Genomic DNA, 26,286 nt, shown 5'->3' with positions numbered 1-26,286 from the left:
CGGGTTAGCGGATCGCGGATAGCGGGGCAACGCCCTTCCTTGCAAGCCGCGCCGCGACCGTCCACATAGGAAGCCGAACGCGGGGACGGGAGCGACGAGACCCATGCAATTGCCGGTGCAGAAACAGATCCTGTATTGGGGCGGCGCGCTGGCCGTGCTGCTGTTGGCGCTTTGGGGGGTGGGCAATGCCGTCACGCCCTTCATCATGGGCGCGGCCGTGGCCTATCTCTTCGATCCCCTGGCCGACCGGCTCGAGCGGCTGGGCCTGTCGCGCACCGCCTCGGTGGTCATCATCACGCTTTGCGGGCTCTTGCTGGTGGTGGCGCTGTTTCTGCTGCTGGTGCCGGTGCTGGTGCGCCAGACCACCGCGCTGATCGAGACCGCGCCCGAGATGTTCCAGCGCCTCCAGCAGTTCCTGATGACCCGGTTCCCCGAGATCTTCACCGAGGGCAGCCCGGTCAACAGCGCGCTTGCCAACATGGGCCAGCAGATCAGCGAGCGGGGCGGGCAGCTGGTCAGCACCGTGCTGGGCTCGGTCATGGGCGTGGTCAGCATGGTCATGCTGATCGTGATCGTGCCGGTCGTCGCCTTCTACCTGCTGCTCGACTGGGACAACATGGTCGACCGGCTGGACGAGCTTCTGCCGCGCCAGCATGCCGGCACCATCCGCCGGCTGGGACACGAGATCGACGCGGCGCTGTCGGGATTCGTGCGCGGGCAGGGCATGGTGATCCTGATCCTGGGCACCTTCTATTCGGTCTGCCTGGCGCTGATCGGCCTGCCCTTCGGCATCGCGATCGGGGTGATCGCCGCCTCGTTGTCCTTCATCCCCTATGTCGGCGTGCTGGTCGGCGGCGCCACCGCCATCGGCGTCGCGCTGTTCTCCTTCTGGGGCGAGCCGGTCTGGATCGGCGCGGTGATCGCGGTCTTCGTCCTGGGCCAGATCGTCGAGGGCAACTACCTGCAACCCAAGATCGTCGGCGGCCATGTCGGGCTGCATCCGGTCTGGCTGATGCTGGCCCTGACCGTCTTCGGCACGCTCTTCGGCTTCGTCGGCCTGCTCATCGCCGTGCCGGCGGCGGCGGCGCTGGGGGTGCTGGTCCGCTTTGCCGTCGCCCGCTACAAGGAAAGCGCGCTCTATACCGGGCGCGAGGTGCCCTCGCCCCCCGCGCCGCCGACCATGGTCGAGCTGGTGCCGCGCGGCACGACCGAGCGCGCGCGCCAGCTGGCGCAGATGTCGCGCGACGTGGCCGTGGCGCAGATCCAGCGCGACGAGCATCTGGCGCATCTGCTGGAGGAACACCAGCACCGCCAGCAGGCCGGCGAGGTTCCCGATGCCGAGGGCCCGCCTTCGCCCTCCGATCTGTGGGCCGAGACGCGCGACCACCTGCGCGGCAAGGACCGCTGAACGGTGGCCAGACAATTGACCCTGGACCTGACGATGCCGCCGGCCTCGTCGCGCGACGATTTCCTGATCACCGCGGCCAATCGCGACGCGCTGGCGATGCTGGACGCGCCGGGCCGCTGGCCGCAGGGCCGTTTGCTGCTGATCGGCGGTCCGGGATCGGGCAAGACGCATCTGGTCGGCTTCTGGGCGGCCGATCATGGCGCCCATGTCAGCCATGGCTGGACGCTGACCCCCGAAAGCGTGGACGATCTGGTCCGCCCCGGCGCCGCGCTGGTCATCGAGGACGCGCATGAGATCGGCGGCAATCCCGTCGCCGAACAGGGCCTGTTCCACCTGTGGAACCTGGCCGGCGCGCGGGGGGCGCTGCTTCTCATCACCGCGCAGGCGCCGCCGCGCGACTGGGGCGTGGCGCTGCCCGACCTGCGCTCGCGGCTGGAGACGGCGGCGCAGGCGATCCTGGGCCCGCCCGACGACGCGCTGCTGCCGGCGGTGCTGGTCAAGCTGTTCGCCGACCGCCAGATCCAGGTGGCGCCCGAGGTGGTGGACTGGCTTTCGCTGCGCATGGAGCGCGACCTGGACCTGGCCCGCCGCCTGGTCGCCGCCATCGACCGCGAATCGCTGGCCGACCGCCGCGCCATCACCCGGCGGCTGGCGGCCGAGCTTCTGGACAAGCTGGCCCCCGCCGACGCATGATCGCCCCGCATTTTCCCCGAAGTCCCGTGACATGACCCAGGCCGATTTCCTGAAATCCCCCTTTCCCGCCCCGCGCGACCTGCCCGACGGCCCGCCCGAGGGCGCCGCGCGCTTCTTCAACCGCGAGATCAGCTGGCTCGCCTTCAACTGGCGTGTGCTGGACGAGGCGCGCAACCCGCGCGTGCCGCTGCTCGAACGGCTGCGCTTCCTGTCGATCTCGGCCACCAATCTCGACGAGTTCTACACCGTGCGCGTGGCCGGCCTGCGCGAGCTGGTCCGCGAAGGCAACACCACCCTGTCCGACGACGGGCTGACCGCGGCCGAGCAGCTGGCGCTGGTCAATGCCGATGCGCGCCGGCTGATGGGCGCGCAGCAGGCGGTCTGGAACGGCCTGCGCCGCGAGATGGAACAGGCCGACATCGCCATCCTGTCGCGCGGCCGCGTCACCCGCGCCGAGGAAGAATTCCTGCGCCGGCATTTCATGGAGCAGGTGTTCCCGGTGGTCTCGCCCCTGGCCATAGACCCGGCGCATCCCTTTCCCTTCATTCCCAACACCGGCTTTTCGCTGGCGCTGGAACTGGCGCGGGAAAGCGACGGGCGGCAGATGCAGGCGCTGGTGCCCATTCCCCAGCAGATCGCCCGCTTCATCCCGCTGCCGGGCGGCAAGCGCTTCCTGCGGCTGGAAGACCTGCTGCTGATGCATCTGCCCAGCCTGTTCCCCGGCTATCGCGACATCGGCCATTGCGCCTTCCGCGTGCTGCGCGACAGCGACCTGGAGGTCGAGGAAGAGGCCGAAGACCTGGTGCGCGAGTTCGAGACGGCGCTGAAGCGCCGGCGCCGCGGCTCGGTCATCCGGCTGAAGATCACCGCCGGCGCGCCCGACCGGCTGCGCCGGGTCATCATGCAGGAGCTGGAGGTCGATCCCGAGGAGGTGGTCGAGGTCGAGGGCCTTCTGGGCATGGCCGACCTGCGCGAACTGGTGCTGGACGGGCGGCGCGACCTGCAATGGCCGGGCTTCACCCCGCGGGTGCCGGAACGGGTGCAGGACCACGACGGCGACATGTTCGCCGCGATCCGGCAAAAGGACATGCTGCTGCACCACCCCTACGAGACCTTCGACATGGTGGTGCGCTTCCTGGCGCAGGCTGCGCGCGACCCGGACGTGCTGGCGATCAAGCAGACGCTTTACCGCACCTCGCGCGACAGCCCCATCGTGGACGCGCTCTGCGAGGCGGCCGAATCGGGCAAGTCGGTGACGGCGCTGGTCGAGCTGAAGGCCCGCTTCGACGAGGCCGCGAACATCCGCCAGTCGCGGCGGCTGGAACGCTCGGGCGCGCATGTCGTCTATGGCTTCATGCAATACAAGACCCATGCCAAGATCAGCGCCGTGGTGCGGCGCGAGGGCGACCAGCTTGTGACCTATACCCATTTCGGCACCGGCAACTATCACCCGATCACCGCGCGCATCTATACCGACCTGTCGCTGTTCACCTGCGACCCGGCGCTGGGGCGCGATGCCTCCAAGGTGTTCAACTTCCTGTCCGGCTATGTCCAGCCCGAGGGGCTGGAGAACATCGCCATCTCGCCCATCGACCTCAAGGAGCGGCTGCTGGAGCTGATCGCGCGCGAGGCCGATTTCGCCAGCCGCGGCCGCCCGGCCGAGATCTGGGCCAAGATGAACAGCCTGATCGACAAGGACGTGATCGAGGCGCTTTACGCCGCAAGCCAGGCGGGGGTCAGGATCAACCTGGTGATCCGCGGCATCTGCGGGCTGCGGCCGGGCATCGCGGGCCTGTCGGACAACATCCGGGTGAAATCCATCGTCGGCCGCTTCCTGGAACATTCCCGCATCGTCTGCTTCGGCAACGGCTTCGGCCTGCCCTCCAAGCGCGCGCGGGTCTTCATCAGCTCGGCCGACTGGATGGGGCGCAACCTGAACCGCCGGGTCGAGGCGCTGGTGGAATGCTTCAACGAGACGGTGAAGGCGCAGATCACCAGCCAGGTCATGGCCGCCAACATGGCCGACGAGGCGCAAAGCTGGCTTCTGCAACCCGACGGGCGCTATCTGCGCTATCTGCCGGCCGGACGCGACGACCTGTTTTCCTGTCACAAGTTCTTCATGGAAAACCCCTCATTGTCGGGGCGCGGCAGCGCGGGCGCGCGTGACGTTCCGGCGCTGATGCACTCGACGGATTGACGCAAGGAGGCAATTGCCCCATCCAAAGCGCGCGACCGGCTTGGTAACGGAATCGAGAGGAACCCGATGAACGGCATCGTGACCGCAAGCGGAGAAACCATCGAACCCTTCGGACGCTCGCTGTTCGAACGCGCCTCGGAACGCGCGCTCAGCCGGGTCGGCGTGGTCGACGTGGGCTCGAACTCGATCCGCATGGTGGTGTTCGACGGGGCGGCGCGCTCGCCGGCCTATTTCTACAACGAAAAGGTCATGGCCGGGCTGGGCTCGGGCCTGGCCACCACCGGCCGGCTGAACCCCGAAGGCGTGCGCCGCGGCATGGCCGCCCTGCGCCGCTTTGCGGTGCTGGCCGACAGCATGGGCATCAAGCCGCTGACCTGCGTCGCGACCGCCGCCGTGCGCGAGGCCGAGGACGGCCCCGCCTTCCACAAGGCGGTCGAGAAGGAGACCGGGCTGAAGCTCTGGGTCATCGACGGCGAGGAAGAGGCGCGGCTTTCCGCGCAGGGCGTGCTGCTGGGCTGGCCGGATGCCAAGGGGCTGGTCTGCGACATCGGCGGCAACTCGATGGAACTGGCCGAGGTGGCGAACGGCAAGGTCGGCGGCCGCATCTCGACGCCCCTGGGCCCGTTCCGGCTGCAACAGGTCAAGGGCGGCGCCGCGGGCCTGCGCGACCATATCCGCGATGCGATCGAGCGGGCGGCCGAGCGGCTGGGCCGCGGGCACGAACAGATCTACCTAGTCGGCGGCTCGTGGCGGGCCATCGCGCGGCTGGACATGGAGCGGGCGAAATACCCGATGACCGTGCTGCACGAATATCGCATGTCGCCGCAGGCCGTCGCCGACACGGTGAAATGGATCGGCGAGCGCAGCGTGGCCGAGATGCGGGCGATGACCGGCATCTCGCAAAGCCGGATGGAGCTGGTGCCGCTGGCCAGCCAGGTGCTGCGCCAACTGGTGCAAAGCCTCAAGCCGAAATCGCTGGCCGTCTCTTCCTACGGCATCCGCGAGGGGCTGCTTTACGAACAGATGCCGGCCGGGCTGCGCTCGCGCGATCCGCTGATCGAGGCGGCGCGCTTTGCCGAGCGGCAGATGGCGCGGATGCCGGGTTTCGGCAAGAAGCTCTACCAGTTCCTGGAGCCGCTGTTCGGCGACCTGCCGCCCGAGCGCGACCGGCTGGTCCGGGCGGCCTGCCTTTTGCACGACACCACCTGGCGCACCCATCCCGATTATCGCGCCGATGCCTGTTTCGACAATGTCACGCGGGCCAACATGGCGGCGCTGTCGCATCCCGAACGGGTGTTCCTGGGGCTGTCGCTGCTGCACCGCTACAAGAACAGCCGCGCCAATTCGCCCATGGCGCCGCTGTTCGCGCTGCTCTCGGAAAAGGAGATCCGCGAGGCCGAGGTTCTGGGCAAGGCGCTGCGCTTCGGCGCCATGTTCTCGGTCAAGGATCCGGCCGAGGCGGGCACGCTGAAGCTGCAGCGCAAGAAGAAGCTTCTGGAGCTGAAGCTGACCCGGACCGGGCGCGCGCTGATGGGCGAGGTGGCCGAGGCCCGCTTCCGCTCGCTTGCCGATGCGCTGGAGGTCACGCCGGTCGTCACCGGAGGCTGAGGGGGATTCCCGCATACCGGGAATCCTGTCCGAATGGACAACTTTACCGTGCAATCCGGCTGTGGCATTTCCCCGCGCATGGGGGCGACGATCCTTGTGTGCCTTTGCCGAGTGTCCGGTTTCGGATCGGCGCCCCCGCGTCCCGCCAGGCTGGCGCGCGTTCAGCCGCCCCAGCTCCGCTCCAGCAGGTCCAGCCAGTTGCGCCAGGCGATCTTTTCGACCAGCTCGCGGCCATAGCCATGCGCCAGCATCGCCTGCACCAGCTTCGGCAGGGCGGCGGCATCGGCCAGATCCTCGGGCATGTCGGCGCCGTCGAAATCGGAACCCAGCGCCACGCCGTCCTCGCCCAGCAATTCCAGCAGGTGGTCCAGGTGGCGCAGCATGACCGCGAACCCCTGCATCGGGTCGCGCCGCCCTTCGGGATGCAGGAAGCCCACGGCAAAGTTCAGCCCGACGAGGCCGCGCGATTCGGCGATCACCCGCAATTGCCGGTCGGTCAGGTTGCGCGAGCTGGGCGCGACGGCATGGGCGCAGCTGTGGCTGGCGACCAGCGGCGCATCCGACAGTTGGGCCACGTCGTCGAAGCCCTTTTCGTTCAGATGCGACAGGTCCAGCATGATGCGCAGCCGGTTGCATGCGCGCACCAGATCCTTGCCCGCATCCGTCAGCCCCGGCCCGGTGTCGGGCGAGGCGGGAAAGGCGAAGGGCACGCCATGGGCATAGCGCGTCGGCCGCGACCAGACCGGCCCCAGCGAGCGCAGCCCCATCGCGTGCCAGACATGCAGCGCATCCAGGTCCGGGATCGGCTCGGCGCCCTCGATGTGCAGGATGGCGGCGATGCGGCCCTGGGCCATGGCCGCGCGGATCTCGGCCGCGGTCCGGCAGATCGCCAGCGTGCCGGTCCGCTCCATCGCCATCAGCTGCCCGGCCTGGGCCAGCGCATGGGGCAGGGCCTGGGCCGGCTCCACCTCGGGCGGCAGGGGCAGGGCGAAGGGCGGGTTCTTCTTGAGCATCGCCGCCAGCGCATCGTCGGGGCCGGGCGGCGAGGGCGTCCAGATCGCGAAGAAGCCGCCGGCAAACCCGCCCGCCTTGATCCGCGGCAGGTCCAGATGCCCGTTGCCGTCGCCCTCCAGCCAAAGCCGGTCGCGGCCGGGCCCCGCAGCCACCATGCGCTGCAAGAAATCGTTGTGACCGTCGAAGACCGGAATCATGCTCATGTCCTTTCGCATTGCGCGGCGCAACATGCGCCCGTTATGCGCAGGTCGCAAGCGTGCCGGCGGGGTGCGGCCGGCCAAAGCGGGAAAGGGATCCGGGATGCATGCGACGGGGGATTGGCCGGGGGCGGTCGCGGATTTCCTGGAACGGAACCTGCCGGCGCTGGACGACGGAAGCGGCTGGCAGGACATGGCCGTGACCGCCTGCCAGATCGGCTGCGAGGCCCTGGTGGCCCTGGGCCGCGCGGATGCGACGGGCTGGGGTGCAAGCCGCCGCGCCGCGCCCCGGCGGCCGGCGATGCCGCCGCGCTGGGACGATCTTTGCGTCGCGGTGCTGTGGCTGGCGCGCCAGCAGGGGCAGCTGGCCTATCGCCTGCCCGATGGCAGCCCGCAGCCGGAACGGGCCGGGGATTTCATCATCCGCCGCCTCGGCGCGCCGCCCCCGCCGCCGCCGAACATCGCGGCGGCGCATGGGCTGGGCCCGGCGCTGGCCCGGCCCGAGCTGCTGGCGCTGCTGGATCGCCTGGGGCTGGTCGCGGACGGCGCCTGGACCCCGGCGGCCGAACCCGTGCTGTGGCGCGTCCAGCCCGGCGCCTGGGGCATGAGGATCGAAGCCGACCCGCGTTTCCGCCGGGCGGTCGAGGCGGCGGTCGCGACGCTGCCGGCCGGGGTCCGGGCCGAGATGGACCGGCTGGTCACGATTACCGACGAGGATGTGGCCCAGGCCATGGCCGCGCAGCAGGCCAGGATCGCCGAAGCGCGGCGGACATACGGCCCCGATGCCCGGATCGCGCCCGCGCGCGACGCCGAACAGGCGCGCCGCGGTCTGGAGTTCCGCGCGGCGCAGGATCTGGACCGGATCTTTTTCCGGCGCTGGCGGCTCGACGGCGGCTGGCTGTCGGGGGCCGAGGCCGAACGGGCGCTGGAGGTCTTTCACGACCCCCTGGCCCGGCAGATGCGCCTGGCGGTGACGGACCGGCTTTATCCGGCCTTGGGCTTTCTGCGCCCGGCTCGGGATCGAAAACCCTCTTCCCCCGCGCCGCCGCTGCGCTAAGCTTGGGCCAGCAGCGAGGGAGGAGAGCCCAGCCATGACCCGCATCGACAAGGAATTCACCGGCCAGACCGTGATCTGCACCTTCGAGGTGACGCCCGGAACCGCGCATGACGTGCTGGACGCGCTGAACGACGCCTATGACCAGGTCATCCGGCACCAGCCCGGCTATGTCTCGGGCGCGATCCACCTGAACGATGCCCAGACCCGCATCTGCACCTATTCGCAATGGCGCGACCGGCGCGACTACCAGGCCATGCTGCGCAGCCCCGAGATGCGCACCCGCAACCGCGCCATCCATGGCATGTGCCGCCATTTCGAGCCGGTGATGTACGAGGTGGTCGATACCTGGAAGACCTGATGCGGAATGCCGATGCTGCGGCTGCGAAAAGCCGTGCATTGCGCAAGCTTAGCCCCTAGTCTGGCAGGAAACAGGCAGGCGATCGCCGGAACGGAGGGGCTCATGGCAGGACGCATCATCACGATTGCCCAGCAGAAGGGCGGCTCGGGCAAGACCACCATCGCGGTCAACCTGGCGGTGGCCCTGCGCGGGCGCGGCCATTCGGTCGCGCTGCTGGACACCGACCCGCAGGGCAGCATGGGGCGCTGGTTCCTGGAACGGCTGGAGCGGCGGGGCGAGGACGAGGCGCTGGAATTCACCACCTCCTCGGCCTGGGGCGCCAGCTACGAATCCGACAAGCTGAAGAAGCGCTTCGATTTCGTCATCATCGACACGCCGCCCAAGATCGACAGCGACCTGCGCCCGGCGCTGCGCGTGGCCGACCTGGTGCTGGTGCCGGTGGCGACCAGCCATGTCGACCTGTGGGCGACCGAGGGCGTGCTGGACCTGGCCCGGCGCGAGAAATGCGACACGCTGATCGTGCTGAACCGCACCCGCTCGCACGCGCGCCTGACCGGCGAGGTGGCCGAGGGTGCCGCCGCGCTGGGGGCCGAGGTGGCGGCGGCACAGCTTGCCAACCGCGTCGCCTATGCCGAGGCGCTGGGGCAGGGGCTGGGCGCGGGCGAGACCGCGCGCCACGCCACCGCCCGCGCCGAGGTCGATGCCCTGGCCGAAGAGGTGCTTGCCGCGCTGCGCTAGGCTCGGGCGCCGACCTTTGCCCATGACGGGCGCCTCGCAGGCACCGGCCCTGCAATGTGGCGATCCGTGGGAATGATGGCCCCCGGCGCTTCTTCGTTGCCCAAATACCCCTGCTACCGCGCCGCCCGCACGGCGGCGCCGCCTTGGCGCATCCGCGGAAATCCGCCGATCCGCCGGGGCTTTGGAAACCGGCCGCCGTTCCATGGGTTGAGTGGGCAGCAAGTCCAGACTCATGAGGTCAAGATGAAACTCCCGCTTTCCCTTGCCGTTCTGGCAACCCCCCTTGCGCTGGCCGCCTGCACCCCGGAAGCCCCGCCCCCGCCCGAGCCGGAAACCGTCGCCGTCGATCCCTGCGGCGCGGCGCGCTATACCTATCTGATCGGGCAGACCTCGCCCACCATCTCGGTCCCCGAGGGCCAGATGTATCGCATCGCCCGCGAAGACCGGCCGATGACGATGGAGATGATTCAGGAGCGCCTGACCTTCATCGTGGACAGCCGCGGCAAGCTGCTTTCGGTCAGTTGCAGCTGATCCGAACGCCGGGAACGGGGCATCCCTCCCAGGCCCCGTTCCCGCGCGTCAACTGCGCCGCCGCGACCGCTTGTTGCCGCCGCGCTGCCCCGCCCGCCCCGCGGTCGAGCGCCCCGAGGACTTGACCGCCGCCTCGGCCGCCTCTTCGATGGCGGATTGCCGGGCCAGCGGGTCGTCGGCCACCGCCAGTTCCACCGCCTCCAGCCGCTTGACCTCGTCGCGCAGCCGCGCGGCCTCCTCGAACTCCAGGTTCTCGGCCGCCTTGCGCATCTGCGCGCGCAGCGCGTCCAGATGCGCCGCCAGGTTGGCGCCGACCAGGGGCTTGTCCACCCTGGTCGTGATGCGCGCCTGGTCGGTATCGCCCTGCCACAGCCCGGCCAGCACGTCCTCGACGTTCTTGCGCACGGTCTGGGGCGTGATGCCGTGTTCCTCGTTATAGGCGACCTGCTTCTGGCGCCGGCGCTCGGTCTCGGCCATGGCGCGCTCCATGCTGCCGGTGATGCGGTCGGCATACATGATGACCCGGCCGTCGGCGTTGCGCGCCGCCCGGCCGATGGTCTGGATCAGCGAGGTTTCCGAGCGCAGGAAGCCTTCCTTGTCGGCGTCCAGGATCGCCACCAGCCCGCATTCCGGGATGTCCAGCCCCTCGCGCAGCAGGTTGATGCCCACCAGCACGTCGAAGGCCCCCAGCCGCAGGTCGCGCAGGATCTCGATCCGCTCGATGGTGTCGATGTCGCTGTGCATGTAGCGCACGCGGATGCCCTGTTCGTGCAGGTATTCGGTCAGGTCTTCGGCCATGCGCTTGGTCAGCGTCGTGACCAGGGTGCGCATCCCGGCGGCCGAGACCTTGCGCACCTCGTCCAGCAGGTCGTCCACCTGCATCTCGACCGGGCGGATCTCGACCTGCGGGTCCAGAAGGCCGGTGGGGCGGATGACCTGCTCGGTAAAGACGCCGCCGGTCTGGTCCAGTTCCCATTGCGCCGGGGTGGCGCTGACAAAGACCGATTGCGGGCGCATGGCGTCCCATTCCTCGAATTTCAGCGGCCGGTTGTCCATGCAGCTGGGCAGGCGGAAGCCATGCTCGGCCAGGGTGAACTTGCGCCGGAAGTCGCCGCGATACATGCCGCCGATCTGCGGCACCGAGACGTGGGATTCGTCGGCGAAGACGATGGCGTTGTCCGGGATGAACTCGAAGAGCGTCGGCGGCGGCTCGCCCGGCGCGCGGCCGGTCAGGTAGCGGGAATAGTTCTCGATCCCGTTGCAAACGCCAGTCGCTTCAAGCATTTCCAGGTCGAAGTTTGTGCGCTGCTCAAGCCGCTGGGCCTCCAGCAGCTTGCCCTCGTCGGCCAGTTGCTTCAGCCGCGTCTGAAGTTCCGCGCGTATCCCCTTGATTGCCTGCTGCAAAGTCGGGCGCGGGGTGACGTAGTGGCTGTTGGCATAGATGCGGATCTGCTTGAAGCTGTCGGTCTTGGCCCCGGTCAGAGGATCGAATTCGGTAATCGATTCAAGCTCGTTGCCGAAGAAGTCGAAGCGCCAGGCCCGATCCTCGAGGTGCGCCGGCCAGACCTCGATCACGTCGCCGCGCACGCGAAAGCCGCCGCGCTGGAAGGCGGCGTCGAGCCGGCGATATTGCTGCGCCACCAGCTCGGCCAGGAATTCGCGCTGGTCGTAGCTTTCGCCGACCACCATGTCCTGGGTCATCGCCGAATAGGTCTCGACCGAACCGATGCCGTAGATGCAGGAAACCGAGGCGACGATGATCACGTCGTCGCGCTCCAAGAGCGCGCGGGTGGCCGAGTGGCGCATCCGGTCGATGGCCTCGTTGATCTGCGATTCCTTCTCGATATAGGTATCGCTGCGTGGGACATAGGCCTCGGGCTGGTAGTAGTCGTAATAGCTGACGAAATATTCCACGGCGTTTTCCGGGAAGAAGCCCTTGAACTCGCCGTAAAGCTGGGCCGCCAGCGTCTTGTTCGGGGCCAGGATGATCGCCGGGCGCTGCGTCGCCTCGATCACCTTGGCCATGGTGAAGGTCTTGCCGGTGCCGGTGGCGCCCAGCAGGACCTGGTCGTGTTCGCCCGCCATGACGCCCTGGGCCAGTTCGGCGATGGCGGTGGGCTGGTCGCCCGCCGGCTGGAACTCGGACCGCATGACGAAACGCTTGCCGCCTTCCAGCTTGGGCCGGCTGACCTCGGGAAAGCGCGCGACGGGGGCGTTGGTGTTGTTGTGGCCCATGGTTTCACCTTTGTTCCTGCCTGGGTCAATCTGGCGCATTCGCGCCCCAATACAAGCCCGGCCGGGGGAATATGCGCCATGCCGGGGCGGCAATCCGGCCGCGATGGCGGGAAATCGCGCGAGGTGCATCTTGATCGCCCGGCCGGCTTCGGGGATAAGGCGGGAAGCAAGAACAGAGGGTTCCCGCCATGCGCGTCCGCATCTACAAGCCCGCCCGCAACGCCATGCAATCGGGCACCGCCCGCACCAAGAACTGGGTGCTGGACTTTCCGCCCGCCGATCCGCGCGAGATCGACCCGCTGATGGGCTGGACCAGCAGCGACGACACCCAGAGCCAGGTGCGCCTGCGCTTCGAGACCCGCAAGCAGGCCGAGGATTACGCGCGCGAGCGTGGGCTGGATTACGAGGTGATCGAGCCGCACACCCGCGCCCCGAACATCCGCCCCCGCGGCTATGGCGAGAATTTCGCCCCCGACCGCCGCGGGCCCTGGACGCATTGATCCGCAGCGGCCCCCTGGCCCGCCCGTCACGCCCGGCTGGACGCGCTTAGCACGGGGCGGGGGACCGGCCCTTGCAGCGCATGGCGAAAGTCCCACAGGAAAAGCGCCCATCCGGCCATCCAGCCTGATGCGGCAAGATGCAGCAGCGTCGCCGGCCCGGCCATCGACACGCAGCACATCAGCAGCCGCAGGAGCGTGGCAAGGCTGATCAGGCCGAAGGCAAGGGCCAGCGGGCGCGATACGGCCAGCCTGCCCTCCCTGCGCGGCATGGCCGCCCGTCCCATGATCGCCAGCATCATCGTGCCCATGGCGCCCATCGTGACCGCATGCAGGGCCGTCGCCATGTCGAGCCCGGCCCAGGGCGCCTGCGCCAGCCCCGCCAGGATCAGGGCCAGCGGCAGCCAGAGCCAGGCCAGGTGCAACAGCAGCAGCGCCGGATAGCGGCCGGCGCGCCAGCTGCGCCACAGGCCCATGCGGGCCAGGTGCAGGATGCCCGAGACGATCAGGAGCGGCCCGGCTAGCCCCGAGCGATCCAGCAGCAGCGCCGCGATGGCCAGAAGCAATGCCAGCACGCCGGCGCCCGGCAGCCAGCGCGGCTCGGTCATGGTCGGCTGGCCGGATACCGCGGCCCAATGCCGGGTGAATGCGGCAAGGGCGCGGCCGCCGACCAGGCTGATGAGCAGCGCAAAGAACAGCGGCGCCATGTCCTGCGCAAGGCTTTCGGCGGCGGGCCCCGGCCCGGCGATCGCCAGCGCCTCGATGCCGCCAAGGACCAGGGGCGCCAGCGCCAGCGGCATCTTGCGCCAGGCCCCGGCGCCGGCGACCTGCCACGACAGCAGGCCGCCCAGCACGAGGAAATAGGCCGTCGCAGCGGGAAGGGCGAAGGGCGCGGGCAGGCCCAGGGCAAAGCCCAGCCGCCCGGCCAGCCACAGCGCCACCATGATCCCGGTCGTGGCCGGCGCGACCCGGACCCGCCCGGTCCATGCCGGCAGCGCGGTCAGCAGATAGCCGCCCACCGCCGCGCCGCCCATGCCGAACAGCAGCTCATGCCGGTGCCAAGACAGCGCATCGACGCCCATCCCCAAGGGGAGCAGCCAGGCCGAGGGCACGAGGATGGCCCACAGGCCGGCCAGGAAGAACAGCGGGCGATGCGGCGCCAGCCATAGCCCATGGGTCAAAAAGCGAAGCATCGTTTTCCGGCTGCTGCCGCGGATGCCCCATAGCGCCAGCAGGGCGGCCGTTGTCAATATGCCGGCAGGGCGGGGCGACCCATGGCCGCGGCGCCCTTGCCCGGAGCGGCTGGTCATGACATCCGCCTTGCCAGGGGATCACAAGAACCGGCCGACGCCGCTGCCGGTCGAGGATTGCATGCCGGGGCTTTACGACTGCTATCGCGCCGTGGGCGAGGTGGAAAGCAAGGGCCTGGACTTCGAGATCTCGGGCGAGGTGCTGCCGCGCTGGAACCTGATGCCGGGCTATACCTGGAACGAGGCCGAGATCATCAGCGCCACCGTCGACGGCGTGGCGGGCAGCCCCTACAACACCTTCCTGCCCAAGCACCTGCTGAAGATCGCCACCATGTATCATCTGCCGGGCGACAGGTGGCGCCTGGGCGGCGCGTTCCGGCTGCAAAGCGAGATCACCTCTGAATCCAACGCCGTCTATGACCCGCGCCTGGCCGAGACCCCGGTCCGGCAGGGCGGCCTGGGGCTGGTCGATCTGGTCGCGGGCTATCGCCTGAACGAGAATTTCGACATCCAGCTGAACGTGAACAACGTCTTCGACCGGCGCTATTACGAGGTGATGGACAGTTTCTCGGGCGGGAATTTCGTCGGCGAGCCACGCAATGTGCTGCTGACGGGGAAGATCACCTTCTGACCCCTGATCCGGCCGGCGGCGGATGCCGCCCTTGCCGGCCGCCTCCGCCAGGCTTTTCCGAACCGTCGTCCCTTGCGGCCCCGAACAGAAGGCCTGGGGCGACAGCCCGGCCCGGACCATGGTGGCCGGGATCGTTTCCGGGTCCGGCCGAGCGGACGCATGGGAACCCGCAAGCGCCCCTGTCTGCGGATCTGGCTTTGCAGGGCGTGGCTGTTGGCCTGGTAATGGCGGCTGATCGGTCATGAGCAGGGCGATTCCTGGCTGGACCGCTACGAGCGGCGCAAGACCGTGCTTTACGGCGTGGTCGAGGCCGATGTCGGCGATGCCGGCACGCTGAGCGCCGGTTACGACTTCCAGCGCAACCGCACCCGCAACCACCAGTTCGGCGGGCTGCCCCTGATCGCCAATGACGGCTCGCAGCTGGATTACGATACCAGCACGAATGCCGGCGGCGGCAACCTGCCGCTGACCCAGACCATGCAGACCCTGTTCCTGCGCTACGCCCAGGACTTCGGCACCGGCTGGCAGGCGGTGGGCGAGTTGTCCTTCTACAGGGCCGAGCGCGAGGGCTACCTGGCCTCGGCCAGCTGGGGTTCGCCCGATCCGCGGGGCCATGGCGTGCAGACCGTCGGCGGCTATGCCGATACCGATACCGAGCAGGCCGCGCTGTCGCTGACCGCCTCGGGCCCGGTCGAGCTGTGGGGGCGCAGCCATGACCTGCGCTTCGGCATCACCGGCAGCTGGGGCAAGGACAACCACAAGGCCTATTCGGCCTTCGACGGGACCGAGATCGACTATCAGCCGATCACCGGCTCGATCTTCGACTGGGACGGATATGTGCCGAACCTGGTCCAGCAGGCTGGCTATGTCAGCTATGTCAGCGATACCAAGATCGACCAGGTCGCAGCCTATGGTTCGGGCCGATTCGACCTGACCGACCGGCTGGACCTGATCGCCGGCGCGCGGGTGGTCTGGTATGATTACGATTATACCACGTCGAACCTCGACAGCGGCGCCACCACGCATCAGCAGATCAGCCGCAATGGCGAATGGATCCCCTATGCCGGGCTGACCTATGACCTGAATGACGACTGGCTGATCCATGCCAGCTATACGCGGGACTTCAAGCAGGCCAGCTATCGCGACAAGGACAACCGGATCGTGGAGCCGACCACGGGCTCGAACTACGAGCTGGGCACCAAGGCCAGCTTTGCCGGCGACCGGCTGAACCTTGCGGCGGCGATCTATCTGCTGGAGCAGGACAACCTGCCCGTCCGCGACCGCAGCGTGACCTATCAGTTGCCTGACGGCTCGAACCCCTACAAGTCCATCGACGGCACCCGCAGCAAGGGCTTCGAGATGGAACTGGCGGGCGAGGTCCGGCCGAATATCCAGCTGGCCGCCAGCTATGCCTATACGACCGCCAAGGACGGCGACGGATTGCGCATCTCGACCGTTACGCCGCGCCATTCGGTCAAGCTGTCGGGGGTCTATGCCTTCGAGACGATGCCCCTGATCCTGGGCGCCAGCCTGCGCTGGCAAAGCGCCATCGAGAACACCTGGGTCTGGCCCGTCACCGGCACCGCGCGGCAGGGCTCCTATGCCGTTGTGGGCTTGATGGGGCGCTATGATTTCCAGAACGGCATGAGCGTCAGCCTGAACATCGACAACCTCTTCGACCGCAAATACCTCGCCTCGATCGACGAGACCTATGCGACCGGCAATTGCGGCGCGCCGCGCAATGCCACGCTGAGCCTGGATTGCCGGTTCTGAGCAAGGCTGCTGGGCCTGGCCGGCGTCGGGCAAGACCCTGGGCGGGTGCGTTCGCGCCCGCCCATTGCGCTCAACAGGGGCTGTCGGGGAAATGGAACTCCTCGGCATTGGCTTTGGTGATCAGCGGGCTGTCCAGGACATGGCGGCCGCGGATCGGCGACTGCGTGGCATAGCGCATCGCGGTGATCTCGATGGCCGGGGCGATCAGGGTCGGCGGATAGAAGATATTGGCGTCGATCAGCTTGTCGCCGTCCATGATCGTCTTGATCACCCGGTTCATGCCCGAACCGCCCAGCAGCACCATGCCCTCCTCGCGCCCGGCCTGTTCTATCGCTGCACGGGCCCCCGAGTGCTGCATCGTCGTCGCCGGCCCAGACGCCGTCAATCTTGGGGAAGCGGGTCAGGTAGTCCCGCATGACCTCGAAGGCCTTGTCGGGGTTCCAGTTGGCATATTGCATGTCGAGGATCTCGATCCCCGAACTCTCCAGCGTCTTCTGGAAGGCTTCGATGCGGATAGTGTCGATGGCGGTCGGGATGCCGCGCATCACCACGATCTTGCCGCCGTCAGCGAGTTTCGACTTGAAATATTCCGCGGCGACCACGCCGGATTGCGGGTTGTTGCCACCGACATAAAGGTCTTCGACGCCTTCGCCCGCGCCGAGCGTCAGGTTGATGCCTTTCAGCACCCTGTTCGGGCCATAGGCATGTGCAATTCCATCCAGCCGAAGCGGGTTCGGCTGCATGTGAAATCCTCCACCGCAACAGAAACGCCGATCCATGAAATATTGCAATAGTTGTTGCGATCAAGGTCGATCCGCGCTTTCTATTGCCGCAGAGGGCAGGGAATCACCTCGAGGAGGAAGTCGATGTCAAAGAATGCCAACCTTGCGGGGGCCTTCCCCGCCATGGGCCGGAAGCTGCGCCTTGGGGTCGTGGGCGGCGGCGCGGGTGCGTTCATCGGGCAGGTCCATGCGCGGGGTGCGCGGCTGTCGGATCGCTGGCAGATCGTCGCCGGGGCGCTGTCCTCGCGCCCCGAGGTCGCGCTGGCATCGGGCCGCGACTGGGGGCTCGATCCAGATCGAAGCTATACTGACTGGCGCGAGATGGCACGGGCCGAGGCGGCGCGGCCGGACGGTATCGACGCGGTGGCGATCACCGTCCCGAACCATCTGCATTTCGCGGTTGCCATGGCGTTCATGGATGCGGGTATCGACGTGATCTGCGACAAGCCGCTGGTCAATACGCTGGACGAGGCGCGCGCGCTGATCGGCAGGCAGCGCGAAACCGGGTTGATCTTCGGCGTGACCTATTCCTTCGCGGCCCATGCGATGGTGCGGCAGGCCCGGCAGATGGTGCAGGAAGGTGCCATCGGCAGGGTCACGCAGATCCATGCCGAGTATTTCCAGGAAATGGCGCTGCTGGCCGCCGATGCTGCCTGGTCCGGCACGCCCTGGCGGCAGGATCCCGCCAAGGTGGGGGGTGCCGCGACTACGGCGGACATCGGCACCCACGCCCATCACCTGGCCGAGTTCGTATCCGGCCTGCGCATGACCGATCTGCGGGCCGAGTTTCACCGGCTGGGGGCCGATCAGCCGCTGGAGGATACCGCCTTCATGACCTGCCGCTTCCAGGGCGGCGTGCCCGGCACCCTGCTGGTCTCGCAGGCGGCGGCGGGGGCCAGTTGCGGGCTGCGCATCCGCATCTCGGGGACCGAGGGCACGCTGGAATGGGATCAGGAAAATCCCGAATACCTGCATCACCGCCCCTTCAATGCACCGCATATCCGCATTTCGCGCGGGCATGGCGCAGGGATGCTGTCGGATGCCGCGCGCTTCGTCCACATGCCGCGCGGCCATCCCGAAGCGCTCTCGGACGCCTGGGGCAATCTCTACGAGGAATTCGCCATCGCCATCGAGGCCCGCCGCGAAGGGCGCGATCTGCCGGACGGGCTGCTGGCCTATCCGGGGCTGGAGGAGGGCGCTGCGGGCGTTGCCTTCATCCAGGCCGCGATCCGCTCGAATGCCGAAGGCGGGGCGTGGGTATCCTGCGCCTTCGACGCCTGACGGAAGAACACAAGCAGGAGGAACCACATGAAACGACTGATGATCACCACCGCTTTCGCGATCACCGCATTCGGTGCGCAGGCGCAGGAAATCGGCGTCGCGATGGCGCAATTCGACAACAATTTCCTGACCATCCTGCGTCAGGGCATCGAAGAAGCGGGCCGCGCCGAGGGCGTTACCCTGCAATTCGAGGATGCGCAAAACGATGTGCCCCGGCAGTTGAGCCAGATCCAGAACTTCATCTCGTCCGGGGTCGATGCGATCATCGTGGTCGCGGTGGATTCCGATGCGATCACCCAGATGGACAAGATGGCGAACGATGCCGGCATTCCCATCGTCAATATCAATCGCGAGCCGCCGAATGTAGAGAGCCTCGGGCCGCTGGAAGCCTTCGTCGGCTCGCGCGAGGTCGATGCAGGCACGATCCAGGCGACCGAGGCTTGCCGCCTCGTCAAGGAAAAGATCGGGGACGGCGCGGCAAACGGCGTCATCCTGGCGGGCGACCTGTTCATCCAGGCCGGCCGCGTGCGGACCGAGACGGTGCAGGACTTCGTCAAGACGCCCGGCTGCGATTTCGTGAAGATCGAGGACATGCAGGTCGCCGACTGGTCGCGCAGCAAGGCGTCGGACCTGGTCTCGAATTGGCTGACCGCCGGGCTGACGCCGGATGTGATCTTTGCCAACAACGACGAAATGGCCATCGGTGCTGCGCAGGCGCTGAAGGCCGCAATGGTCGACCCCGAGGATGTCGTCGTGGCCGGCATCGACGCGACGCCGGACGCGCTGATGGCGCTGAAGGCTGGCGACATCGACCTGACCGTATTCCAGGACGCGGCGGGGCAGGGGCGCAAGGGGCTGGAGGTCGCCGCCGCCATGGCGCGGGGTGAGGAACTGGCAGAGCGCGCCGTCTATATCCCGTTCGAACTCGTGACTCCCGAGAATGTCGATGACTATCTGGCGCGCTGAAACCGGCCATCTCGCCATGCGGAGGGATTGCAGATGAGCCTGGCCGTTGGCGTGATCGGCGCCGGTGTCATGGGCGGGTTTCATGCCCGCCTTTTCGCCGATGAGATTTCGGGGGCGCGGCTGGTTGCGGTTTCCGACCCCGATCCGGGCCGGGCAGGCGCATCTGCATATGGCGCGCAGGTCTTTGCCGAAGGACTGCCGCTGATCGAAAGCGATGCGGTCGAGGCGGTTCTGGTCGCCGCCCCGGATACCGCCCACCATGACCTGGTCATGGCGGCGATACGCCTGGGCAAGCCGGTGCTCTGCGAGAAGCCTCTGGCCTCGACGGTCGCGCAATGCCGCGAGATCGTCGAGGCCGATGCGGGCCGCAACCTGGTCAGCGTCGGCTTCATGCGCCGCTTCGATCCCGCCTATCGCGAAATGAAAGCCGCCTTGGACGCGGGCCGGATCGGCGCGCCCTTGCTGATACATTGCCTGCATCGCAATCGCGAGGCGCCGCGTTGGTTCGACGGCTCGATGATCGTTGCCAACGCCATGGTGCATGAGATCGACATCTGCCGCTGGTTGCTGGACACCGAATATACGTCGGCAAGCCTGACGCAGATTGGCGATGCCGGCGACATGCTGCTGGCCGAATTGCACACGGATCGCGGGGCGGTCGTCTCGGTCGAGATGTTCATGAACGCCGCCTATGGCTACCACGTCCATGCCGAGATCGTCGGTCGAGAGGGGACGGTGGCCATGGCCGAACCGGCGCAGGTGCGATTGCGGCGCGGCAGTGCGATGCAGGTCGGATATTCGCCCGACTGGATCGGGCGCTTTGCCGACAGCTATCGCTTGCAGGATCAGGCCTGGGTGCGGGCATGCCGTTCCGGCCGGCCCTGCGAGGACATGGCGACGGCCCGCGACGGTCTTCTGGCGACCGGCTATTGCCAGCAGTTGGTCGAGCATCTGCCAGCAGGCGGGGGGCCGCTGGCGCCTCGCATGTAAACATACGCAAGAGAGCGTTTGTTGCCGTATTCCGTATCTGCAATTTTTATTGCAATCGCGTTGCGGAGGGGCTATGGTCAATGTCGAGGCAGGGAATCCCTGCCTCGCGGAGGCCAGGGGCAAGATGCGGGACGCGCATCGCTCACGGTTCTCGGACATGGCGGGAGGTCGTCATCAAGTCGGAATGGATGCGGCGGAACAGTGGTTCTGCCAACGGCTTGATATTGCCTTGTCGCATCGAGGTTTTGGCTTCGTCCGACGCGAGAAGATCGGATGGAGGTAACAGGAGGAGGAAAGACCCACATGATCAAGAAACTCGCGACGGCCACCGCATTCTGTGCGCTGATGGCAGGCACGGTTCAGGCCGAGACCATCGGCGTTGCGATGTCGCTCTTCGACGACAACTACCTGACCGTGCTGCGTCAGAACATCCAGCGCCACGCCGGCGATCTGGGCGTCACCGTGCAGATGGAGGATGCCCAGGGCGACATCGCCCGCCAGCAGTCCCAGATCGAGAATTTCGTCGCCTCGGGCGTGGACGGCATCATCGTGATGCTGGTCGACGCCGATTCCGGCCAGGCCATGTCGCGCATCGCCGACCGGGCGGGCGTGCCGCTGGTCTTCGTCAACATGCTGCCGGCCAACATGGACGAGTTCCCGGAAAAGCAGGCCTGGGTCGGCTCGGACGAAGAGCAGGCGGGCGAGTTGCAGGCGACCGAGATGTGCAAGCTGATGGGCGGCGAGGGGGATGCCGTCATCCTGATGGGCCAGCTTGGCACCACCGGGCAGCGCGGGCGCACCGCGGCGGTCGAACGCGTGCTGCAGTCGGATGAATGCAAGGGCATCAACGTGCTCGACTCGCAATCCGCGAACTGGATGCGAACCCCGGCGCTGGACCTGATGACCAACTGGCTGACCTCGGGGATGCAGCCCCACGCCGTGTTCTCGAACAATGACGAGATGGCGCTTGGTGCGGTTCAGGCGCTCAAGGCATCGGGGATCTCGATGGACGATGTGATCGTCGGCGGCGTCGATGCCACGCAGGACGCGCTGGCGGCGCTGGAGGCGGGGGATCTGGACGTCACCGTCTATCAATCCGCCAAGGGCCAGGGCGAGGGTGCGCTGGACACGGTCCTGAAGATCGCCCGCGGCGAGGCGTTCGAGCCGCGCGTGGCCGTTCCCTTCGAGCTGGTCACGCCCGAGAACGTCGCGGAATACAAGACCCAGAACTGATCCGGGCGGGCATTCGGTTGCGCACCGGATGCCCGGACCTCAATCCGGGGGCCGCGTCCCCTGACAGTCTTTCGGGGGGAAGATGGTTTCGAAGACCACACTGGAGGCGATCGAACGCTACAAGGAAAAGAGCCTGCCCTATATCCTTGAAATTGAGGGTATTCGGAAGGAGTTTCCCGGCGTGGTGGCGCTGGATGACGTGCAGTTCCGGCTGCGGCCGGGCTCGGTTCACGCGCTGATGGGCGAGAACGGCGCAGGCAAGTCCACGCTGATGAAGATCATCGCCGGCATCTATACGCCCGACCGCGGCACCATCCGCCTGCGCGGCGAGGAGGTCGTTCTGGCCAGCCCGCTCGATGCGCTGGAACAGGGCATCGCGATGATCCATCAGGAACTGGCGCTGATGGACTGGATGACGGTCGCCGAAAACATCTGGATCCGGCGCGAGCCGAAAAATGCGCTCGGCCTGATCGACCACCGCAAGATGACCGAGATGACCCGGGAATTGTTCGCGCAGCTTCGGCTCAAGATCGATCCGACCGCGCAGATCAGCACCCTGACCGTCGCGCAGCGGCAGATGGTCGAGATCGCCAAGGCGGTCAGCCATCGTTCCCAGGTGCTGATCATGGACGAACCGACCTCGGCGATCACCGAAACCGAGGTCGACCACCTGTTCGAGATCATCCGCGACCTGAAGGCGCGCGGCGTGGCCATCGTCTACATCACCCACAAGATGAACGAGCTGTTCGAGATCGCCGACGAGTTCTCGGTTTTCCGCGACGGCAAGTATGTCGGCACCCATGCCAGCATCGACGTGACCCGCGACGACATCATCCGCATGATGGTCGGCCGCGAGATCACCGACATGTTCCCCAAGGAAGAGGCTGCAATCGGCGAGGTGATCCTGTCGGTCGAGAACCTCTCGCTGCCGGGCACCTTCCACGGCATCACCTTCGATCTGCGCCGCGGCGAGATCCTCGGGCTGGCCGGCCTGGTGGGCTCGGGCCGCTCGAACGTGGCAGAGGCGCTGTTCGGCGTGACGCCGGCCACCGAGGGCAAGATCCGCATCGCCGGCCGCGATGTCCCCATCGCATCGCCCGCCGACGCCATGCGCGAGGGAATGGCGCTGCTGACCGAGGACCGCAAGGCGACCGGCTGCTTCCTGCCGCTGACGATCCTCGAGAACATGCAGATCGCTGCCTTGCATGAAGGCCATGTCAAGCTGGGCTGTGTCGACGAGCGGGGGATGACCAATCTCTGCCTCGGGATGAAGGACAAGCTGCGGATCAAGACCCCGAACCTCGATGAGCGGATCGAGAACCTGTCCGGCGGCAACCAGCAGAAGGTCCTGATCGCGCGCTGGCTGCTGACCAAGCCGCAGATCCTGATCCTGGACGAGCCGACCCGCGGCATCGACGTCGGCGCCAAGGCCGAGATCCACCGGCTGATCTCTGGCCTGGCGCAGCAGGGGGTCGCGGTCATCATGATCTCGTCCGAATTGCCCGAGGTTCTGGGCATGTCCGACCGGATCATGGTCATGCACGAGGGCCATATGACCGGCATCCTGGACCGGGCCGAGGCGACCCAGGTGAAAATCATGGAACTGGCGGCCCGCTGAGGCCCGCGCGGCGCCCGGCGCCCGAGGAGGAACATTATCATGGACAATGTGCAGATCGAACCCGTCAAGCGACAGCGCCGAGGGCTGCCGCAGGAGCTGAACATCCTGCTGGTGCTGGTCGCCGTCGCGCTGGTCTTCGAGATCCTGGGCTGGATCTTCCAGGGCCAGAGCTTCCTGATGAACACCCGTCGCCTGACGATCATGATCCTGCAGGTTTCGGTCGTGGGCATCATCGCCATCGGCGTCACGCAGGTCATCATCACCGGCGGCATCGACCTGTCGTCCGGCTCGGTCGTCGCCATGACGGCGATGATCACCATGAGCGTGGCGCAGTCGGGCGATTACGCGCGGGCCATGTATCCGGCGCTGACGGACCTGCCGGTCGTCGTGCCGCTGGCCGTCGGGCTTGGACTTGGGCTGATCGCAGGCATGATCAACGGCGCGCTGATCGCGCTGACCGGAATTCCGCCCTTCATCGCCACGCTGGGCATGATGGTGACGGCGCGCGGCATCGCCAAATGGTATACCAAGGGCCAGCCGATCAGCTTCCCCACCGACAGCTTCGCCGTGATCGGATCGGGCGCCTGGCCGGTCTTCATCTTCCTGGCGGTGGCGCTGATCTTCCATATCGCCCTGCGCTATACGCGCTATGGCAAGTTCACCTATGCCATCGGCGCCAACCCGCAGGCGGCGCGCGTCTCGGGCATCAACGTGCAGCGCCACCTGATCAAGGTCTATGCCATCGCCGGGCTGCTGGCGGGGCTGGCCGGCATCGTCACCGCCGCCCGCGCCGAGACCGCGCAGGCCGGCATGGGCATGATGTATGAGCTTGACGCCATCGCCGCGGCCGTGATCGGGGGCACCTCGCTCAGCGGCGGGCGCGGGCGGATCTTCGGCACGGTGATCGGCACGCTGATCCTGGGGCTGATGATGTCGGGCTTCACCTTCCTGCGGGTCGATGCCTTCTACCAGGAAATCGTCAAGGGCGTGATCATCGTCGCCGCCGTCGTGGCCGATACCTTCCGCCAGAACGCCCGCAGCAAGAAAGCCTGACCTTCCCCCAGGCTTTGGGCCCGGAGCATCTCGCTCCGGGCCTTTTTCATGGATACCGCCATGCATTGGACCATCTTCGCATCGCCGACCGAACTGGCCGTGACCGCGCTGGCCGTCGTCCTGGTCGGTCTTTCCAAAGGCGGCCTTGGCGGCATGAGCCTGCTCGGCGTGCCGCTCATGGCCCTGGTCATGCCCCCGGTCACGGCGGCGGCGATCCTGCTGCCGGTGCTGGTGGTGATGGACGTGGTCAGCGTGGCAAGCTGGCGGGCTTGGGTCGATTGGCAGATCATCCGTCGGATCATGCCCGGAGCGGTCGCAGGCATCGGGATCGGCTGGGCCAGCGCCGAACTGGTCTCGGACTCGGCGGTTCGCCTGGTCGTGGGACTGGTTTCGCTGGCTTTCGTGGCACGTGCGCTTGTCGGAGCGGGGCAGGGCGCCGCGCTTGCCGGCGCGCGCCCGGCTGCCGCCCGCTTCTGGGGCGGGCTGGCCGGCTATACCAGCTTCGTCGCCCATGCCGGAGCGCCACCCCTTCAGATCTACATGATGCCGCTGCGGCTGGATCCGAAGCTCTTCACCGGCACCACGGTGATGTTCTTTGCCGTGACCAATGCGCTGAAGCTGGTCCCCTATGCCGCGCTGGGGGAGTTCGGTTCCGATAACCTGGCCCGCGCCGCAGCCATGCTGCCGCTGGCGATAGGGGCGACCTGGCTCGGGGGCTGGGTGGTTCGCCACATGCGCGCCAGCATCTTCTATCCCTTCACCTATGCCTCGGTGGCGCTGGTCGGGGTCAAGCTGGTCTGGGACGGGCTGGCCGGGCTCTAGGTCCCGGTCACGGTCGGGATGCGCGGATCCTCGTCATTGTGCTGCACGCGGGCAGCGACGGCCACCACCAGCGCCTGCGCCAGGCACATCGGCGCGGCCAGCGAGCGCGAGAAGGTGTAATCGTGCTCGGGCACCGGGAACAGCACCCGCGCCCACCGCGCCAGGGGCGACAGCGTGCTGTCCGAGATGGCGATGATATCGATGCCTTTCTGCCCCGCTTCCTCGACCACGTTCACCACCTCGTTGGCATAAAAGCGGAACGAGACCGCCAGCAGAACGTCGGTCTTGCGAATGGTGCGGCCGATATGCGTGGCCAGCCCGCCACCGGGGTCCAAGAGCACGCAGCGCTTGCCCAGCATGGTCAGCACATAGCGCAAAAGCTCCACCACCGGCGACGAGCGCAGCTGGCCGATCAGGTAGATGATGTCCGCACGGTCCAGCAGGTCGGCGGCCAGCGCCAGGTCCTCGGGATTGACCTCGTCCAGCAATTGCTGAAGCGAGGCGATGTCGCGCACCACCAGGTCGCGCAGGAAGCCGATCTCGGTCGGGTCGCCCGCGCCCTTCAGCTCGGTTTCCAGCGCCTTGACGCGGGCCTCGAAACCCGGAGCGGCGGTGGCCAGGCGCTTCTGGAACAGCGCCTGCAATTCCTTGAAGCCCTTGTAGCCCAGGGATTGCGCGAAGCGCACGAAGCTCGAGGCGTGAATGCCGCAGCGCTCGGCGATGGCATTCACCGAATGGACAGCGACCTCGTTGGGGTTCTGGGTCAGGTAGACGGCGATGCGCTGATAGGTCTTGCTCATCTGATCGTGGCGATCATGGATGATGCGGATCAGCTCTTCGTAATCCTGCGGCGGGTGGCTTGTTGGCATGGCGTTCCTCTGCCGCCAAGTCTGCAATAATTATTGCAGGGTGCCAAGCCCTCTTTCTTCCTATTCCATCTCTATCATGAGGTCTTTTGCGTCGATCTGTTCACCTGGTCTGACGTGGAGGGTCTTGATCAGGCCGGCTCTGTCGGCGTGGATGGCGGTTTCCATCTTCATGGCCTCGATGGTCAGCAGCAGGTCGCCGGGGTTGACCTTCTGCCCCTGGGCGACGGCGACCGAGGCGACGACGCCGGGCATGGGGGCGCCGAGATGGCCCTCGTTCGTCGGATCGGCCTTGGGACGGGCGGCGGTCTGCGCCTTCACCAGCCGGTTCGGCACCCGGATCACCCGCGGCTGGCCGTTCAGCTCGAAGAAGACCTTGACCTCGCCCTTCTCGTCGGTCTCGCCCACGGTCTGCAGCCGGATCTCCAGCGTCTTGCCGGGGTCGATCTCGGCCTCGATCTCCTCGCCCGGCTCCATGCCGTAGAAGA

General features: G+C 67.4%; 24 protein-coding genes and 1 pseudogene. 18 read left to right on the top strand and 7 right to left on the bottom strand.

Annotation, left to right across the window (positions count from 1 at the left end; translation table 11 throughout):
- The first annotated feature begins 115 nt into the window (after positions 1 to 115).
- The 4 genes from IT40_RS17660 (at position 116) to IT40_RS17645 (ending at position 5,906) form a co-directional block, all read left to right on the top strand.
- Positions 116 to 1,408 carry an AI-2E family transporter gene (locus IT40_RS17660; RefSeq protein WP_243700203.1) on the top strand — a complete coding sequence of 431 codons (1,293 nt, stop codon included), beginning with the start codon at positions 116 to 118 and terminating at the stop codon, positions 1,406 to 1,408.
- Between the two features lie 3 nt (positions 1,409 to 1,411).
- Positions 1,412 to 2,101: a P-loop NTPase family protein gene (locus tag IT40_RS17655; protein WP_084197255.1), complete on the top strand. Its 690-nt coding sequence runs from the start codon at positions 1,412 to 1,414 to the stop codon at positions 2,099 to 2,101.
- A gap of 31 nt (positions 2,102 to 2,132) precedes the next feature.
- Positions 2,133 to 4,298: an RNA degradosome polyphosphate kinase gene (locus IT40_RS17650; protein WP_036757916.1), complete on the top strand. Its 2,166-nt coding sequence runs from the start codon at positions 2,133 to 2,135 to the stop codon at positions 4,296 to 4,298.
- A gap of 66 nt (positions 4,299 to 4,364) precedes the next feature.
- Complete coding sequence (locus tag IT40_RS17645; protein ID WP_036757915.1) at positions 4,365 to 5,906, top strand: Ppx/GppA family phosphatase; 1,542 nt, start codon at positions 4,365 to 4,367, stop codon at positions 5,904 to 5,906.
- A 161-nt stretch (positions 5,907 to 6,067) separates the two neighbouring features.
- Here IT40_RS17645 and IT40_RS17640 read toward each other — a convergent pair whose 3' ends face one another.
- Positions 6,068 to 7,117: a dipeptidase gene (locus IT40_RS17640; RefSeq protein WP_036757965.1), complete on the bottom strand. Its 1,050-nt coding sequence runs from the start codon at positions 7,115 to 7,117 to the stop codon at positions 6,068 to 6,070.
- A 103-nt stretch (positions 7,118 to 7,220) separates the two neighbouring features.
- On the opposite strand from IT40_RS17640, the gene IT40_RS17635 reads away from it, so the two are divergent.
- The 4 genes from IT40_RS17635 to IT40_RS17620 all read left to right on the top strand — a co-directional run bounded on the left by IT40_RS17635 (position 7,221) and on the right by IT40_RS17620 (position 9,801).
- Positions 7,221 to 8,174 (top strand): hypothetical protein, encoded by a 954-nt coding sequence (locus IT40_RS17635; RefSeq protein WP_052096110.1) that lies wholly within the window; start codon positions 7,221 to 7,223, stop codon positions 8,172 to 8,174.
- A 34-nt stretch (positions 8,175 to 8,208) separates the two neighbouring features.
- On the top strand, positions 8,209 to 8,532 hold the full coding sequence (locus IT40_RS17630; protein WP_036757913.1) for an antibiotic biosynthesis monooxygenase family protein: 324 nt from the start codon (positions 8,209 to 8,211) through the stop codon (positions 8,530 to 8,532).
- A 102-nt stretch (positions 8,533 to 8,634) separates the two neighbouring features.
- Positions 8,635 to 9,270, top strand: coding sequence for a ParA family partition ATPase (gene parA / locus IT40_RS17625; RefSeq protein WP_036757911.1), 636 nt, complete (start codon positions 8,635 to 8,637; stop codon positions 9,268 to 9,270).
- A 243-nt stretch (positions 9,271 to 9,513) separates the two neighbouring features.
- Entirely contained in the window at positions 9,514 to 9,801 is a 288-nt protein-coding gene (locus tag IT40_RS17620) for a hypothetical protein (RefSeq protein WP_036757909.1), read from the top strand.
- 48 nt (positions 9,802 to 9,849) lie between these two features.
- Here IT40_RS17620 and uvrB read toward each other — a convergent pair whose 3' ends face one another.
- Entirely contained in the window at positions 9,850 to 12,036 is a 2,187-nt protein-coding gene (uvrB, locus tag IT40_RS17615) for an excinuclease ABC subunit UvrB (protein WP_036757907.1), read from the bottom strand.
- 188 nt (positions 12,037 to 12,224) lie between these two features.
- On the opposite strand from uvrB, the gene IT40_RS17610 reads away from it, so the two are divergent.
- Positions 12,225 to 12,536 carry an ETC complex I subunit gene (locus tag IT40_RS17610; RefSeq protein WP_036757905.1) on the top strand — a complete coding sequence of 104 codons (312 nt, stop codon included), beginning with the start codon at positions 12,225 to 12,227 and terminating at the stop codon, positions 12,534 to 12,536.
- Positions 12,537 to 12,562: 26 nt separating this feature from the next.
- Here the strand turns inward: IT40_RS17610 and IT40_RS17605 are convergent, their stop codons facing one another.
- Positions 12,563 to 13,726, bottom strand: coding sequence for an NnrS family protein (locus tag IT40_RS17605; RefSeq protein WP_166436113.1), 1,164 nt, complete (start codon positions 13,724 to 13,726; stop codon positions 12,563 to 12,565).
- Between the two features lie 115 nt (positions 13,727 to 13,841).
- On the opposite strand from IT40_RS17605, the gene IT40_RS17600 reads away from it, so the two are divergent.
- Positions 13,842 to 14,414: a TonB-dependent receptor domain-containing protein gene (locus tag IT40_RS17600; protein ID WP_036757903.1), complete on the top strand. Its 573-nt coding sequence runs from the start codon at positions 13,842 to 13,844 to the stop codon at positions 14,412 to 14,414.
- 288 nt (positions 14,415 to 14,702) lie between these two features.
- Positions 14,703 to 16,187, top strand: coding sequence for a TonB-dependent siderophore receptor (locus IT40_RS17595; RefSeq protein ID WP_036757901.1), 1,485 nt, complete (start codon positions 14,703 to 14,705; stop codon positions 16,185 to 16,187).
- A 70-nt stretch (positions 16,188 to 16,257) separates the two neighbouring features.
- Here IT40_RS17595 and IT40_RS30130 read toward each other — a convergent pair whose 3' ends face one another.
- Positions 16,258 to 16,491: a type 1 periplasmic-binding domain-containing protein gene (locus tag IT40_RS30130; RefSeq protein WP_243700204.1), complete on the bottom strand. Its 234-nt coding sequence runs from the start codon at positions 16,489 to 16,491 to the stop codon at positions 16,258 to 16,260.
- A gap of 100 nt (positions 16,492 to 16,591) precedes the next feature.
- Positions 16,592 to 16,930 (bottom strand): annotated as a pseudogene (locus tag IT40_RS30880) (substrate-binding domain-containing protein); the annotation flags it as partial.
- Positions 16,931 to 17,053: 123 nt separating this feature from the next.
- Here IT40_RS30880 and IT40_RS17585 point away from each other — a divergent pair.
- The 7 genes from IT40_RS17585 to IT40_RS17555 all read left to right on the top strand — a co-directional run bounded on the left by IT40_RS17585 (position 17,054) and on the right by IT40_RS17555 (position 24,932).
- Positions 17,054 to 18,250: a Gfo/Idh/MocA family protein gene (locus tag IT40_RS17585; protein WP_036757899.1), complete on the top strand. Its 1,197-nt coding sequence runs from the start codon at positions 17,054 to 17,056 to the stop codon at positions 18,248 to 18,250.
- Positions 18,251 to 18,277: 27 nt separating this feature from the next.
- Positions 18,278 to 19,216 carry a sugar ABC transporter substrate-binding protein gene (locus tag IT40_RS17580; protein WP_036757897.1) on the top strand — a complete coding sequence of 313 codons (939 nt, stop codon included), beginning with the start codon at positions 18,278 to 18,280 and terminating at the stop codon, positions 19,214 to 19,216.
- 33 nt (positions 19,217 to 19,249) lie between these two features.
- Positions 19,250 to 20,206, top strand: coding sequence for a Gfo/Idh/MocA family protein (locus IT40_RS17575; protein ID WP_036757895.1), 957 nt, complete (start codon positions 19,250 to 19,252; stop codon positions 20,204 to 20,206).
- Positions 20,207 to 20,509: 303 nt separating this feature from the next.
- A complete protein-coding gene (locus tag IT40_RS17570; RefSeq protein ID WP_116171169.1) occupies positions 20,510 to 21,439 on the top strand; it encodes a sugar ABC transporter substrate-binding protein in 930 nt (309 codons plus the stop codon).
- An 82-nt stretch (positions 21,440 to 21,521) separates the two neighbouring features.
- Positions 21,522 to 23,057: a sugar ABC transporter ATP-binding protein gene (locus IT40_RS17565; RefSeq protein ID WP_036757894.1), complete on the top strand. Its 1,536-nt coding sequence runs from the start codon at positions 21,522 to 21,524 to the stop codon at positions 23,055 to 23,057.
- A gap of 39 nt (positions 23,058 to 23,096) precedes the next feature.
- A complete protein-coding gene (locus IT40_RS17560; protein ID WP_036757892.1) occupies positions 23,097 to 24,110 on the top strand; it encodes an ABC transporter permease in 1,014 nt (337 codons plus the stop codon).
- A gap of 60 nt (positions 24,111 to 24,170) precedes the next feature.
- Positions 24,171 to 24,932: a sulfite exporter TauE/SafE family protein gene (locus tag IT40_RS17555; protein ID WP_052096115.1), complete on the top strand. Its 762-nt coding sequence runs from the start codon at positions 24,171 to 24,173 to the stop codon at positions 24,930 to 24,932.
- Here IT40_RS17555 and IT40_RS17550 read toward each other — a convergent pair.
- On the bottom strand, positions 24,929 to 25,801 hold the full coding sequence (locus tag IT40_RS17550; RefSeq protein ID WP_036757890.1) for a MurR/RpiR family transcriptional regulator: 873 nt from the start codon (positions 25,799 to 25,801) through the stop codon (positions 24,929 to 24,931). The genes IT40_RS17555 and IT40_RS17550 overlap by 4 nt on opposite strands.
- Positions 25,802 to 25,861: 60 nt before the next feature.
- The coding region (locus tag IT40_RS17545) for a biotin/lipoyl-containing protein (RefSeq protein ID WP_036757889.1) at positions 25,862 to 26,286 on the bottom strand (425 nt) is incomplete at its 5' end.

The organism is Paracoccus versutus (assembly GCF_000763885.1).
Lineage (GTDB): Bacteria > Pseudomonadota > Alphaproteobacteria > Rhodobacterales > Rhodobacteraceae > Paracoccus > Paracoccus versutus.
Note: the sequence above shows the minus strand (reverse complement) of the source record. Positions and strands in the feature narration are given on the sequence as shown.

Coding starts and splice junctions, on each gene's coding strand:
- IT40_RS17650 (WP_036757916.1), top strand. CDS start 2,133: ATGACCCAGGCCGATTTCCTGAAATCCCCCTTTCCCGCCCCGCGCGAC.
- IT40_RS17645 (WP_036757915.1), top strand. CDS start 4,365: ATGAACGGCATCGTGACCGCAAGCGGAGAAACCATCGAACCCTTCGGA.
- IT40_RS17640 (WP_036757965.1), bottom strand. CDS start 7,117: ATGATTCCGGTCTTCGACGGTCACAACGATTTCTTGCAGCGCATGGTG.
- IT40_RS17635 (WP_052096110.1), top strand. CDS start 7,221: ATGCATGCGACGGGGGATTGGCCGGGGGCGGTCGCGGATTTCCTGGAA.
- IT40_RS17630 (WP_036757913.1), top strand. CDS start 8,209: ATGACCCGCATCGACAAGGAATTCACCGGCCAGACCGTGATCTGCACC.
- parA (WP_036757911.1), top strand. CDS start 8,635: ATGGCAGGACGCATCATCACGATTGCCCAGCAGAAGGGCGGCTCGGGC.
- IT40_RS17620 (WP_036757909.1), top strand. CDS start 9,514: ATGAAACTCCCGCTTTCCCTTGCCGTTCTGGCAACCCCCCTTGCGCTG.
- uvrB (WP_036757907.1), bottom strand. CDS start 12,036: ATGGGCCACAACAACACCAACGCCCCCGTCGCGCGCTTTCCCGAGGTC.
- IT40_RS17610 (WP_036757905.1), top strand. CDS start 12,225: ATGCGCGTCCGCATCTACAAGCCCGCCCGCAACGCCATGCAATCGGGC.
- IT40_RS17605 (WP_166436113.1), bottom strand. CDS start 13,726: ATGCTTCGCTTTTTGACCCATGGGCTATGGCTGGCGCCGCATCGCCCG.
- IT40_RS17600 (WP_036757903.1), top strand. CDS start 13,842: ATGACATCCGCCTTGCCAGGGGATCACAAGAACCGGCCGACGCCGCTG.
- IT40_RS30130 (WP_243700204.1), bottom strand. CDS start 16,491: ATGGTGCTGCTGGGCGGTTCGGGCATGAACCGGGTGATCAAGACGATC.
- IT40_RS17585 (WP_036757899.1), top strand. CDS start 17,054: ATGTCAAAGAATGCCAACCTTGCGGGGGCCTTCCCCGCCATGGGCCGG.
- IT40_RS17580 (WP_036757897.1), top strand. CDS start 18,278: ATGAAACGACTGATGATCACCACCGCTTTCGCGATCACCGCATTCGGT.
- IT40_RS17575 (WP_036757895.1), top strand. CDS start 19,250: ATGAGCCTGGCCGTTGGCGTGATCGGCGCCGGTGTCATGGGCGGGTTT.
- IT40_RS17570 (WP_116171169.1), top strand. CDS start 20,510: ATGATCAAGAAACTCGCGACGGCCACCGCATTCTGTGCGCTGATGGCA.
- IT40_RS17565 (WP_036757894.1), top strand. CDS start 21,522: ATGGTTTCGAAGACCACACTGGAGGCGATCGAACGCTACAAGGAAAAG.
- IT40_RS17560 (WP_036757892.1), top strand. CDS start 23,097: ATGGACAATGTGCAGATCGAACCCGTCAAGCGACAGCGCCGAGGGCTG.
- IT40_RS17555 (WP_052096115.1), top strand. CDS start 24,171: ATGCATTGGACCATCTTCGCATCGCCGACCGAACTGGCCGTGACCGCG.
- IT40_RS17550 (WP_036757890.1), bottom strand. CDS start 25,801: ATGCCAACAAGCCACCCGCCGCAGGATTACGAAGAGCTGATCCGCATC.